The 13,551-nt window shown below is 42.4% G+C and carries 11 protein-coding genes; 4 read left to right on the plus strand and 7 right to left on the minus strand.

Features of this window, described 5'->3' with window-relative positions:
• The first annotated feature begins 37 nt into the window (after nucleotides 1-37).
• Nucleotides 38-397 (plus strand): DUF1801 domain-containing protein, encoded by a 360-nt coding sequence (locus tag D7Z94_RS16140; protein ID WP_120712613.1) that lies wholly within the window; start codon nucleotides 38-40, stop codon nucleotides 395-397.
• A gap of 68 nt (nucleotides 398-465) precedes the next feature.
• Here the strand turns inward: D7Z94_RS16140 and D7Z94_RS16145 are convergent, their stop codons facing one another.
• The 4 genes from D7Z94_RS16145 to kdsA are packed head-to-tail and all read right to left on the minus strand — an operon-like array spanning nucleotide 466 to nucleotide 6,286.
• Entirely contained in the window at nucleotides 466-2,076 is a 1,611-nt protein-coding gene (locus tag D7Z94_RS16145; protein ID WP_120712614.1) for a sulfatase family protein, read from the minus strand.
• On the minus strand, nucleotides 2,073-3,401 hold the full coding sequence (locus D7Z94_RS16150) for a sulfatase-like hydrolase/transferase (RefSeq protein ID WP_245967227.1): 1,329 nt from the start codon (nucleotides 3,399-3,401) through the stop codon (nucleotides 2,073-2,075). Before D7Z94_RS16150 ends, D7Z94_RS16145 begins: the two co-directional genes overlap by 4 nt.
• A 33-nt stretch (nucleotides 3,402-3,434) precedes the next feature.
• Entirely contained in the window at nucleotides 3,435-5,414 is a 1,980-nt protein-coding gene (locus D7Z94_RS16155; protein WP_120712615.1) for a DUF3857 and transglutaminase domain-containing protein, read from the minus strand.
• Between the two features lie 50 nt (nucleotides 5,415-5,464).
• On the minus strand, nucleotides 5,465-6,286 hold the full coding sequence (gene kdsA, locus D7Z94_RS16160; protein ID WP_120712616.1) for a 3-deoxy-8-phosphooctulonate synthase: 822 nt from the start codon (nucleotides 6,284-6,286) through the stop codon (nucleotides 5,465-5,467).
• Between the two features lie 74 nt (nucleotides 6,287-6,360).
• Between kdsA and D7Z94_RS16165 the strand changes: the two genes are divergently transcribed.
• The 3 genes from D7Z94_RS16165 to D7Z94_RS16175 all read left to right on the plus strand — a co-directional run bounded on the left by D7Z94_RS16165 (nucleotide 6,361) and on the right by D7Z94_RS16175 (nucleotide 9,890).
• Nucleotides 6,361-6,951 carry a hypothetical protein gene (locus tag D7Z94_RS16165; RefSeq protein ID WP_120713172.1) on the plus strand — a complete coding sequence of 197 codons (591 nt, stop codon included), beginning with the start codon at nucleotides 6,361-6,363 and terminating at the stop codon, nucleotides 6,949-6,951.
• 156 nt (nucleotides 6,952-7,107) lie between these two features.
• Nucleotides 7,108-8,907, plus strand: a complete 1,800-nt coding sequence (gene typA / locus D7Z94_RS16170) for a translational GTPase TypA (protein WP_120712617.1) — start codon at nucleotides 7,108-7,110, stop codon at nucleotides 8,905-8,907.
• A 194-nt stretch (nucleotides 8,908-9,101) separates the two neighbouring features.
• Nucleotides 9,102-9,890, plus strand: coding sequence for an SDR family NAD(P)-dependent oxidoreductase (locus tag D7Z94_RS16175; RefSeq protein WP_120712618.1), 789 nt, complete (start codon nucleotides 9,102-9,104; stop codon nucleotides 9,888-9,890).
• Nucleotides 9,891-10,004: 114 nt separating this feature from the next.
• Here D7Z94_RS16175 and ppgK read toward each other — a convergent pair whose 3' ends face one another.
• From ppgK to D7Z94_RS16190, 3 genes are all read right to left on the minus strand, one after another.
• Nucleotides 10,005-10,754: a polyphosphate--glucose phosphotransferase gene (gene ppgK, locus D7Z94_RS16180; protein ID WP_120712619.1), complete on the minus strand. Its 750-nt coding sequence runs from the start codon at nucleotides 10,752-10,754 to the stop codon at nucleotides 10,005-10,007.
• Between the two features lie 85 nt (nucleotides 10,755-10,839).
• Nucleotides 10,840-12,312 carry a sulfatase gene (locus D7Z94_RS16185; RefSeq protein WP_120712620.1) on the minus strand — a complete coding sequence of 491 codons (1,473 nt, stop codon included), beginning with the start codon at nucleotides 12,310-12,312 and terminating at the stop codon, nucleotides 10,840-10,842.
• Nucleotides 12,313-12,381: 69 nt separating this feature from the next.
• Nucleotides 12,382-13,512 carry a serine hydrolase domain-containing protein gene (locus D7Z94_RS16190; protein WP_120712621.1) on the minus strand — a complete coding sequence of 377 codons (1,131 nt, stop codon included), beginning with the start codon at nucleotides 13,510-13,512 and terminating at the stop codon, nucleotides 12,382-12,384.
• Nucleotides 13,513-13,551: the final 39 nt, after the last annotated feature.

A 13,551-nucleotide genomic window follows, 5' to 3' on the forward strand; every position in this document is an offset into this window, starting at 1 on the left:
AGTCTTTTGAAGAAGAAATAGTAAATTTGGATTCGCCATGAACCCTGCAGAAAACTACATTCTCAATCAGCCCGAACCATATCGTAGTATATTGTTGCATCTACAATCGGTTATTGAGCATACGGTACCCGGAATAGACCTTAAATTCAAATATCGCATTCCCTTCTACTATATTGAGGGGAGACCTTTTTGCTATTTGAACCATACCAAGGATTATATAGATGTCGGTTTTTGGAATGCGGCCCACCTAACAATTCATTTGGAGCATATGACCACCGCCGGGCGGAAAGTAATGCGCTCCCTACGCTACCGGTCGCTAGAGGAAATCGATGACACTATTTTAACGGAAGTGCTTCAGGATGCCTATCAGGTACGAGATAAAAGGTTCTGGAAATAGTTTTTTGGTGCTTCGACTGCGCTCAGCATGACATGGTTGAGCTTTGGAATTTTGGTATTGGAATTTGACTACTCAATCCATCCATTATCTTTATAGATCTGAATGTATTGATTGCTCAAGTCATCAGAGTCCTTATATTTTGCACGTAGTCCTTTTAGTTTCTCCTTCAACTCTGTCACAACCGTTGCATAATTTGGATCGTCATACACGTTTTTGACCTCTTGTGGGTCGTTTTTGCGATCGTAAAGCTCCCATTCGTCCACATTGTAATAGAAATGCATCAGTTTATAGTCCTCGGTAGCGATTCCATAATGACGTTTTACGGCATGTACCGCGGGATATTCATAATAGTGGTAGTATACAGCATCCCTATCCCATTTTTCCTTTTCCCCTTTTAATAGGGGTACCAAACTTTCGCCCTGCATATCATCCGTTGGAGTAACGCCGGCAATTTCCAAAAAGGTCTGTGCAAAATCCAGGTTCTGCACCATTTCGGTAGTGGTGGTGCCCGGTGTGATTACGTTCGGCCATTTGATCAATAAAGGAGTCTTGAAGGATTCGTTGTACATAAAGCGTTTATCGAACCAGCCATGCTCACCTAAATAAAACCCTTGGTCGGAAGTGTAGACCACCAACGTATTCTCGTCGAGCCCGGTCTCGTCCATATAATCCAAAAGTCGCCCTACATTTTCATCCACCGCCGCAATGGTAGCCAGATAATCCTGCATATACCGTTGGTATTTCCAAACGGTGAGGGTGGAATCGTTCATGTTGGGATAGTCCTTTTTGAACTGTTCACTTATTGGGCCATAGGTAGCGTCCCATGCCGTTCTTTGTTCCGGGGTCATCCGATCCAAAGGGGACCATTTGTATTTGTCCTCTACCTTCAGCGCATCGGTTACGGCCTGGGTGAGCTTATTGTCATAGCGCAATTGCATTTCCTTTAAAATTCCCATCTCCGCGGTTTTTGCGGCTGTACCCCTCGTTTCATAGGTATCAAAAAGTGTTTCCGGCAAGGGGAAACTTTTTTTGGTAAATTCGGTATAATGCCTTTGGGCTGGGAGCCAGGTTCTATGGGGCGCCTTATGTAGATACATCAGCAAAAAAGGTTGGGCCGTATCCCTGCGCTTTTGCATCCAATCCAGCGTAAGGTCTGTGATGATATCCGTTACATATCCGGTTATGGTAGTATCCCCTGTTGAGGTAATAAACTTGGGGTTATAGTAGTCGCCCTGACCGGGCAATATCTTGAACTCGTCAAATCCCTTGGGATTGTTGCCAAAATGCAATTTCCCGAACATCGCGGTCTGGTACCCCGATTTTTGAAGGAGCTGTGGGAAGGTTACGTTGGTAGTATCAAAAGGCATACGGTTATCGATTTTCCCGTTGAGATGGCTATGTTTTCCCGTTAGGATTACCGCCCGGGAAGGTGCACAAATGGAGTTGGTGACGCTGGCATTGGTAAACAGCATTCCCTCTTCGGCAATACGATCGATATTTGGGGTTTGTATCAGCCTATCGTCATAGGCACTGATCGCCTGATAGGCATGGTCGTCCGACATGATGAATACAATGTTGGGCTTTTTAGAGGGTTTGGCTATTTTCTTATTACCACTTTCTTTACATGAAAGCAGACAAAGAAGGCCCAAAATGGTGAACGTGATCGTAATTTTTTTCATGGTTTTTTGGTTTTATAGGTTTCCAGTACTTTTTTGAACCGTTGTATAAGCGAAGTTACCTCACTGGACTGGTTGGTAATATCCAAGGGATTGTTCTCAAAGGGGTCATCTTCAAGATTGTAAAACTCCCCGTTTTCATACAACTTCCATTTTCTGTCCTGTACATATCTTCGGGCTTGGAACTTCCCCCAATTTGGGTCATAATCACAAAAAATCCAATCCCTGACCTTTGTTTCCTTGCCCAATAACTGGGGATGGAAACTAAGGCCATCCGTTTGGATGCTATCGGGCAGTTTTCCCGTTGCCACTTCCAAAAGGGTTGGTAAAAAATCAGTAAAATCTATAAGATTTTCATTGACACTGCCTGGTTTTATTTTTCCCTTCCAATTGGCGATCAAGGGAACGTGGGTCCCTGCATTAGTGGTATTGCCTTTATCTCCTGTTAATTCTGTTCCGTTAATAATCGAAGTTACATCGGTATCCGTTCCGTTGTCACCAATAAAAAGGATGAGGGTGTTCTGGCGTATGCCCAAGTCTTCCGTTTTCTTAACAATTTTACCCACCAAAAGATCCATATAGCTTACCATTTCCCCAAAATAGGTGGTGTCATTTGTTTTTGAGGTATTTTCAAAAGTTTTGAAACCGGGATTCTTTGGAGTAGGGACAAAAGGATCATGAGTCAATACCATGGGGTAATAAATGAACATGGGATCCTCCCTATAGGTTTCCATAAATCCCTCCATGTATTCAACAAAGAGATCTGGCCCGTAAGCATCGGGATACATAAGCGTGCCGTTTTTTTTGCTCGCCAAATGTGGATTTTTGTAGCGTGATCCCCGTTCATCTATTTGCCAGAGGCAATAGTCATTAAATCCGGCTTTTTCAGGGGTTGTGCCTGTTCTTCCACCAGCCAATTCCTGTTGTCGTGTATTGCCCCACAACTGCCATTTTCCCGTTATCAAGGTTTTGTAACCGGCCTTCTGCATATAGTGCCCAAAGGTATTTTCTTTTGAATCTAGCAACCCAAAACTGATGTAATTCCTAAAATTGTATTTTCCGGTCATGATCTGCACTCGGGAAGGGGTGCACAGGGGGGTGGAGTAGCAGTGGTCAAAACGCATTCCTTCATAGGCTAATTCATCCAGGTTTGGAGTATTATAACTGCTACCACCATATACCCCAAGCGTTTCATAACCCAAGTCATCGGCCATAATCAAGATGATATTGGGTTTTTTTTGGTCCTGAACCAATGACTTATTCTTTTCAGCACCGGAAATGCAACAAATAGCGGTTAGAACAATAGAAAAAAGCGATAAGGATTTCAAGGGAGCCGTTTTAGGAATCCCAAGATACTAATTTTATGGTTGTGCGGTTTTTTTCTTAAATACTACCAAGGAATTTTTTTGTAGGTCCACGGCTTCCTCGAACAACGCCTTTAAAGCATTGTAATCTTTTTCGGTAAAATAGGAACCGTTCAATGCCAGTTCAAAGGAAAATGAAATCTGGCTTGCATTTCCAGTACTGTAAAACTTGAGCGTAGCTAGGGTATCACCTAAGGCAATTGACTTATTTTCAGGTAATTCTTGAATAACATACCCATCGGGAATCGTTAGGATGATCTGGTATCTGTAACTTCTGGGGTAACCGAAGTCTATGGGATAGTTGCGTTCTTCCAATTGAAAAGGATTCTTGTTAAAGAATCGGATAAAAAAAGGATTTACATAGGCCATGTCTCCATTGAGTACGTCCTCTATTTCAAACTTGAACCGCTGTGAAACCATCTGTTTGTCGGTTCGTTGTTTTACCAATTCATATGAGGTAATTGCAAAATTTCCAGGAATATCCTCCTCTACGGAATCCAAGTATTCCTCTTCACTTTTCTCACTTAAGGTCTTGTGTATATCTACTGCATTGTATCCCATACTTACGGCATCGAATACCCCCAAGGCCTTATTTTCATCCGGATCAAATTTTATTTGGGCCCTCACCTGATATCGGTTCCGGGTTTGGGGTTTAATATCATACCAATAGCTATCGTTTTTAAAATCCATTATCCTACCGTAGTGATTTAATGCCCGAAAGGGGAGGAAGCCAAAGGGCATGTATTTATCTGTTGCATCCAATAGATAACTTTTGCCGCCAATTTCAGTTTTGCCCACCACGTAGTTGAAGTTGGACATTACGGGATGCATTTTTGTAGGCAGCCCTCTTCTTCTCGTGGATAATAACATTAAATTTGTGGGAATATCAGCAGCATTCAATAAGTTGATAAGCGACATATTTATTTCCCAAGCATTTCCTTTTTGGGCCTCAAATGCTTCCTTTACCCGTGCTTTACCATAAGAGGAGTATTGTTCGTTCCAGGTGAAATGCTCTTGGACAAACTCGAAAATATTCCTGGCCCTGGTTAGTTCATCGCCTTCGATGAGTAGTTTTTCCGGTACATGGCGTTCGAAGAATCCTTTTTTGGCCAGCTGTCTGCCAATATCTTTATCTGACCTAAATTCCCTATCCACATCCTTCCAACTTTTAGTATACTTATTTGTGGTTCCATCAAGTTTGTTGTATTGTGAGAGTTCAAAATCCAACCGCGATCGGTAATTCTCGGCGGAAAGCATAAAATCACCATCCTCTTTAAAAGCTGGAATATCCTTCATTGTATATTTTAATACCTCGCAATCCGCAGCTTTTGGATATCCATCGATAGTGAAACACCCTTTTTGAATGTGTGCATCGTTCACATCCAATTCCAAACTGCCGCGCAAAGAGCGGTTATAGACCCAATTTCCAGGAATTTTGGCATTAAATTCACTATAAATTTTTGGAATAGATCCTTGGAAGTCCCATCCGTTGAAATTAAAATCATATGGAGTGGTTATGGTATACGAATATTCAAGGATGCTTCCTTTTTGCATTTTTGGAAAAGTAAAGGTTTTTACCCTCCATCTTTCGGAATGGTCGTTTTCAAAGATTTCGGAAGGTAGAACATTATATTGGGTATTATCGTTATGGGTTACCGCCTTTAACAAGGTAACCTTTTCGGCCAATGCATTGTTATGGTATAGGGGAATTTCTACGGTTCCCTGATCAAAACCTTTTTCATCTAAAATTTTGATTTTAACATGATATTCCTTGATCAGGCGTATGTGGCGATTGACAACCTTAAAATAATTATTGCCCTTTTCGTAAAGTACCACGGCATGGGCCGAGGGGTCTTTTTCATAAATGGACATACTTTTTTCGGCAGTAGTAAGCTTTCCAAAAGTCGTTTTATTTTGGGCCGAGGTCGAAAGAATACAAAAAAATAAAAGAGTGGAAAGAGCGAGAAATGGTTGCATGATTGGATATTGGTTTGGGGGTTGTAGGTAATAACAGGCTTTGTAGAAAATTATTGCAATTCGTTTATAGTTCCCCGAAGTATGGTAAGATTGACCAAAAGTTGTTCCAGGCAATCCAAGGAGAGCATATTGGCCCCATCACTTTTAGCATTGGCCGGATCAAAATGGGTCTCCATAAAAAGTCCGTCCACCCCGGTCGCGATTCCTGCCCGTGCCATAGTTTCTATCAAGGCGGGTCTACCACCAGTAACACCAGAGGACTGGTTGGGCTGTTGTAGGGAATGGGTCACATCCAAAACTACAGGTGCAAATTCCTTCATAGTGGGGATTCCCCTAAAATCTACCACCATATCCTGATATCCGAACATGGTACCACGGTCTGTAATGACAACTTGCGAATTGCCGGAATCCTTTACTTTGGTCACGGCATGTTTCATGCTTTCAGGACTCATGAACTGCCCTTTTTTAAGGTTTACCGTTTTTCCCGTTTTTGCAGCGGCAACCACCAAATCCGTTTGTCGTACCAGAAAAGCGGGGATTTGAAGCACATCAACATACTCGGCGGCCTTATCCGCATCTGAAACCTCATGGATATCTGTTACCGTGGGCACATTAAAGGTTTCGGATACCTTTCGTAATATCTTTAAAGCTTTTTCATCCCCAATTCCTGTAAAAGAATCGACCCGACTTCGGTTGGCCTTTTTAAAACTTCCCTTAAATACATAGGGAATACTTAGTTTGTCCGTGAGTTTTACAATGTGTTCCGCAATTCGCATGGCCATGTCCTCACCCTCAATGGCACAAGGGCCTGACAGTAGAAAAAAGTTGTTGGAATTGGTATGCTTTATTTGGGGAATAGCGGAAAGGTCCATATCATAAAATTTCCTCAAATATAGTGTTTACCCTGGGTTTCCTTGTTAGATTTATCCTTATTAAAACCATGGGTATGCTAGGGAAAATACTTTATTCGGCCGGTTTAGTCCTATATTTTGCAGTTCCATCACTTTATGGGCAAGTAATGGAAAAGGGCCCCGTTTTTGATCTTGTTCATCTAGAACGGCATCAATTCAAATTTAATCTTTTTGCCCCCGGGTTGAGCTATGAACTCGGAATTTTTAGAAACCAAACCGTGTCTACCAATCTAGGCTTGGGTTTGGCTACCTATCAAGAGGGGTATGCCCTTGGACTGGCATGGAACAATAGATACCGTTACTATCATAATTTGAGCAGACGAGCCAACAACAACAAAAATGTTTCGGGAAATTCGGGTAATTATATCGCGGCGGCCCAGGCCATTTTCTTTTCTCAACTTCGATTGGCGACGGATATTGAAGGCCCAGACGACTTTAATCTAGGATTCTATGGCTTAGTCTATGGTATTCAAAGAACGTATCCCAAGGGTTTTAATTTTAATGTAGAACTTGGTGCAGGCTATTACCGAGGTGATGGGGCGGTTTCCGGCTATGGTCCGCTCCTCAGTGTAAACTTCGGATGGGTGGCTACCAAGCGGAAATCAAGAAAGCCGGTATTTGAATAGGATTTTGCCGGCTCATGTCCGTATTGCAATTGACTATATCAGAACCTACCCCTGGACTAGTAAAATAACTTCCTAAAAATCAACAACATAAAAATAATCTGAGATCTTATTGACAAGAGAAAATTAGACGTATCTTTGCACGCTTAAAATCAGGGTATGACCAGTACAAAGAATATTGCCATCATTGCACACGTAGACCACGGTAAAACTACCTTGGTCGATAAGATCATGCATCATTGCCAGTTGTTTCGTGAGAACGAAAATACGGGCGAGTTGATTTTGGACAATAACGATTTGGAACGCGAGCGCGGCATTACCATAGTTTCCAAGAATGTATCCGTAACCTACAAGGATACCAAAATAAATATCATAGATACCCCTGGGCACGCGGATTTTGGCGGGGAGGTAGAGCGTGTTCTGAATATGGCGGACGGTGTACTTCTTCTGGTCGATGCCTTTGAGGGGCCTATGCCACAAACCCGATTTGTGTTGCAGAAGGCTATAGATATGGGGCTTAAACCCTGTGTGGTCATCAATAAGGTGGACAAAGAGAATTGTACCCCGGAAGAGGTACATGAAAAAGTATTCGATTTGATGTTCGAACTTGGCGCGGAGGAATGGCAATTGGACTTTCCCGTAGTCTATGGATCGGCAAAGAACAATTGGATGAGTGATGACTGGAGAAAGGAAACGGACTCCATAGAACCCTTGTTGGACATGGTCATTGAACATATTCCCAGTTTTGAGATGGAAGAGGGCAATACCCAAATGCTGATTACCTCCTTGGATTATTCTTCCTTTACCGGTAGGATTGCCATAGGAAGATTACAACGGGGAAGTTTAAAGGAAGGTCAACAAATTTCATTGGTCAAGAGGGATGGAAGCATTGTGAAATCCAAAATAAAGGAACTCTTCACCTTTGAAGGTTTGGGCCGAAAGAAGATACAAGAAGTAGCGACCGGTGATATCTGTGCCATTGTTGGTTTGGAAGGGTTTGAAATAGGGGATACTATTGCCGATATCGAAAACCCTGAGGGGTTAAAGACCATAGCCATAGATGAGCCTACCATGAGTATGCTCTTTACCATTAATGATAGTCCATTTTTTGGACAGGATGGTAAGTTTGTAACCTCAAGACATATTAAGGAACGGCTGGAACGGGAGCTGGAAAAGAATCTGGCCCTAAGGGTCGAAGAGACGGACAGTGCCGATAAGTTTATGGTCTTTGGACGCGGTGTACTCCATCTTTCCGTTTTGATCGAAACCATGCGTAGGGAAGGATATGAACTACAGATTGGTCAGCCACAGGTTATTATCAAGACCATTGACGGTACAAAGTGCGAACCTGTAGAACAATTGACTATAGATTTGCCCGAAGAGGTTTCGGGCAAGGCGGTTGAAATGGTTTCTATCCGTAAAGGGGAGATGACCAGTATGGAAGCCAAGGGTGAACGGATGGTCTGTGAATTTAATATTCCGTCCCGGGGAATTATTGGCTTGCGGAACCAATTGTTGACGGCAACTGCCGGGGAGGCCATAATGACGCACCGCTTTTTGGAATACCAACCCATGAAGGGTGATATCCCGCAGCGTCAGAACGGGTCATTGGTCTCCATGGAGAATGGGAAGGCCATTCCTTATTCCATCGATAAGCTTCAAGAGCGCGGCAAGTTCTTTATAGATCCGGGAGAGGATATTTATGAAGGACAGGTTATTGGAGAAAATTCTCGGGGCGATGACATGACGGTTAATGTAACCAAGACCAAAAAACTTTCCAATGTTCGTTCTGCCGGTGCCGATGACAAAGCTAAAATTGTTCCTGCCATAAAATTTTCTTTGGAGGAAGCTTTGGAATATATCCAAAAGGACGAGTACGTGGAGGTTACTCCAAAACATCTTCGGCTTCGTAAGATATTCCTGAAGGAGGTGGACCGTAAGCGTAATAAAATTGATTGATACCTATTTAAAAACCTCGAATCCAATTCGAGGTTTTCTTTATTTGGGAAGGCCTCTTTTACTAAATCTGTAAAATCCGCGCCCTGTATTTATCGCCTTGATATTAATTGTATAAGCCGAGTTCTTTTTGCACCGATTGCCGTGTAATTTGTATAAATTGAAGGAGCTAATTCATTCAAAGAAAATCGATTTACATGAGACTAAAAGGGAAAAAAGTCCTGATTACGGGCGGTTCCCGCGGTATCGGGAGATGTATGATTGCGGAACTTATAAAAAATGGCGTTAAGGACATTGCGGTCATAGCCAGGGATAAAAAAAATTTAGAGCGGCTCTCCGAAGACTTTGAGGAAGCAAATTTTCTATTGGTCAATGGAAATGTGGGGGATATAGGAGTGCTTCGGGAAATGTCCTCTAAAATTGAGGACCGGTGGGGTCGCTTGGATGTTCTGATCAATAATGCCGGAATCGTTTCGGCCGGGGCGTTGGAGGATATCCCGGACGAAGAGATTTATGACCAGGTGGCTATAAACTTTATGGCGATACTGTTCCTTACCAAATATTGTCTACCCTTGCTAAAATCCTCTCGGCAAGCCGCAGTCTTGAATGTCTCTTCAGGACTAGGGCTTTTGGGCATGCCCTTTTATACGGTTTATGGAAGTACCAAGGCAGGCATACGTCAATTTTCGGATTCGCTTCGGCGCGAACTTCAGCCTTTTAATATTTCGGTAACCTGTGTATATCCCACTGCCACGGATACGGAAATGATGCAAAAATTTGAAGGACGGGAGATGGATTCCCCGGAGTATGTGGCCGAGAAATCTATACAGGCATTGATGAAAAAAGAGCTACATTTTATCTTTGGAGGATCACAGCGTCTTAAGGATAATCGACTCAATTTTGAGTCTCCTAAAAAGTTCGACAAGCAGATTTCAGAAAACTACGAACAACTCAAGGAAGCCAGTCGTTCGCATAAGGCAATTTAGTTTTGGGATAAACAATAATAGTTGGGTGTTTTCGGTATGAACGATACTATCCAGAACAGTTTTGATACTGGAAAAATCAGGATTAATGCTCAAAAATTATATAAAATGTAAGGCCTAATCTATTGGAGCCTGATGCAATGCCGCAGCGGCCGCCCCAACAATGCCGGCGTGATTGCGAAGTTCCGCAGGGATTACCGGAGTATCGATTTTTATGTATTCCTTGAATTCGTTAAAATCCTTGGAAGTACCGCCTCCCAAAATAATCAGGTCAGGGGACACTAGCAATTCCACAAATTCCAAAAACACGTTGAATCGTTTGCCCCACTTTTTATAACTAAGCTCTTCGCGTTCCTTGGCAGAAGCAGCTGCCCAAGTTTCAATTTTTGTATATTTTTTATAGGGAATCTGCCCAAGTTCAAAATTAGGAATCAACTCGCCATCCAAAAAGGCACCACTGCCTAATCCTGTGCCAATGGTAATCATAATGACAAGGCCTCCCTTTCCCTTACCGATACCATAGTTCATGGTAGCGTAACCCGCGGCATCGGCATCATTGATGACTGTTACCGGGAGTCCCGTAATATCGCTAAAAAGTTCCTTTACATTTACCCCTAACCATTTTTTATGAAGATTGCCCGGCGATTTACAGATACCACGCTTAATAACTGTGGGAAACCCACATCCTATTGGGCCCTTATGTTCAAAATGGTCAACGATTTCCTTGAAGACCTTGGCCATATCCTTGGGTTTTTTTGATTCGGGGGTAGGAATCCTAAAGCGCTCCGATAGCATTTCTCCAGTTAAAGAATCTATTAAAGCCCCTTTCATCCCGGAGCCGCCAATATCAATACCAAGAACGTTCATCGCTAGATTTTGTATTACGCAGGCAAATGTAACAAAAGTTTTTACTTATGCTAATCCTATGTTGTGAAGCCCGTTTTTTCTGTAGTCAAAAGTCATATAATCCCGTATTGCCCTGCTTTAAAATGGGTATCAGCTCCTGTACAATTTCTGGATTATCCTTGGCGATATTTCTGGACTCCTCCGCATCCCGGGTGTGATCATAAAGCTCTACGGTAGGTTTTTCCTCCCGATAATATTGGGTCAACCTGTAGGAATCCGTTCGTAGGGTAATACCGTTTTTAAAATATCCATAGGCAACTCCGTTTGATTGCTTTTGAATAGATTCCATGGTATGGGCAAAACTCTCTCCGTCAACAGAGTGATTGATTTTTAGGTCGCAAAGCTCCAAAAGTGTTGGATAGATATCCACGGTTTCTACAATATGGTCCACCTTTTTATTTTCATGTTCAAGATAGGGCGATTTTATGATCAAAGTGCTTTTCAAAGCATTTTCGAAAAGGGTATGTTTGCCCCATACGCGTTGGTCTCCCAAATGCCAACCATGGTCGCCCCAAATAACGATAATCGTGTTTTTGTCCAGTCCCAAAACTTTGAGTTCCTTCCAAAGTTTCCCGATTTGTGCATCTATATAACTTATGGAAGCTAAATACGCGTGCCTTAGTTTCTTTGCGTAAGCATCTGAAACTATTTTTGATAAGCCCGCTTTCTCCTCGCCCAAGGCATATTGATTGAATTCCCCGCTTTCATGAAGGCTTTTTAAATGGGTGTCTTCCGGAATTTTAGGATAGGGGGCGAGGGGAATACGATTTCTATCATATAAATCCCAATACTTTTTTGGGGCATTAAAAGGAAGGTGCGGTTTAAAGTAACCCACGCCCATAAAAAAGGGCTCTTCCTTGTTTTTTAGCTCTTGCAACTTGTCAAGAGCAAGCTTAGTGGTAAGCCCATCCGGATAGCCATCGTCACCCACATTACCTTTTTCATAGGGTTTTACCTGCTTTTTTAGGCTTTGCCGGTTCTCCCCATCCGCGTAGGCGAAAAAAGCGTTCCATCCGGTTTCCCATTGTCCGGCGTCAAAGAGTAGTTCACTCCAACTATGGGGTAGTTCCTTTTTGTTTGAAACGGGCTCTTCATATCCATATACCAACCCATCGGCGGAATGGCTTATTTTTCCTATGCCTACAGTGTGGTAGCCTTCCTTTTTAAATTTATGGATAAAGGTCTCGGGAATGACTTGTTCCGGTTTGCCGGAGATTTCTTTTTCTATGGCTTTATTGGACAGGTGTATAGGTTTTGAGGGTCGCATTCCGGTCAATAGGGCATGACGGGAGGCTCCACAGGTGGGTACTTGAACATAGTGACGTGTAAAATAAGATCCGGTCCGGGCCAGAGAATCCAAGTTAGGAGACTTCGCAATGGAATTGTATACACCCAGTTCCGTTCGCAAATCGTCAACGGCTATAAAAAGTATATTGGGCCTAACTTTTTTAGGAGGAGGATTTTCAACGCATCCTGAAAAAAAGAAGGTAATGATTAGAATTAAAAAAAATCGAAACATCCTGTAGCCTATTAAACCCTATGGCATTCAAAGTAATCAAAAAATAGGAAGTAGGCCAAAAAGATAGGATTATAAACCCGTTTTAAGCTGATGTACTATTTTCACGATTAAAAAGGCCGGCATTTTCACTACTAATTCCGATTGATTAATAACGGTTACCACGGTGATATCCAAGTCCTCTAGATAGGCCAAATAACAGGTATATCCTGGATCAAAACCACTATGGCCCATCACCCTTCCCGTTTTTTTCGAGGTATCAAAGAGCATTACCCCCAGACCATAGCCTTTCTTGAAATCCAGCATTTTTTGCAAAGTGACTTTTGACTCGAACAACTTTCCTTGAAACAATGCCCGTGCAAATACACTCAAGTCGTCTACATTAGTAAGGATGCCTCCAGCAGGATTCAATTTGTTGAAATGTAGGGTAAAACCGGTAAGGTCCCAATCCGTATAGTATCCCTTTAACATTTGAGGAATAACATCATCGGAAGGCCGTAAGGAAGTATTTTTTAACCCTAGGGGGACAACAATTCTACGGTCAATAATATCGGCAATGGTAGCGTTATCCACTTTTTCGGCAATTATTCCCAAAAGGATGTAATTGGTATTGGAATATCCATATTTTCCTGGTTTATGGGTTGCTGCGCCCAATTCCAAGGCAAAGTCAATTCGTTCTTGAAGTGTATACTCGCGTTCCGGTTGGTTTTTGTAGCCATTTAAATGTACCTGGCCCTTATTGAGATAATCAAAAATACCACTCGTATGACGCAGAAGATGTTCCAAGGTCAATTCCTGCTCATAGGATTTTCCATTATACTCGGTCAGTTTTTTAATGGTGGATTCATCCAGGTATTGGATAACCTTATCATTGATGGAAAGGAGTCCCTCTTCCTCTTGCTGTAATATACAGGTGGCCACAAATGTTTTGGTAATACTTGCCGCGATGAATCGTTCATTACCGGACAACGCGGTATCCTCATCTCTCCCGACGCTTCCTGTGCTGTATTTCCAATCGTCCGCGCTTGGATAACTGACCGAGGCTATTACTCCACTGGCTTCGGGATTTATCCTTAAATATTCATCGCTTAAGGAAATCAATTCTTTTTGAAGCGATTCCGACTGTGCATAGAGTTTCGGATGGACAAGACAACAGCAGATACTATAGATTAGGATAAACTTTAAGCGTGAATCACCAGTCATAGTAGTCTATTTTAACAGTATAGAGAGAACGGTTCCATA

This window comes from Ulvibacterium marinum, assembly GCF_003626755.1.
In the GTDB taxonomy this organism is placed as follows: Bacteria; Bacteroidota; Bacteroidia; order Flavobacteriales; family Flavobacteriaceae; genus Ulvibacterium; species Ulvibacterium marinum.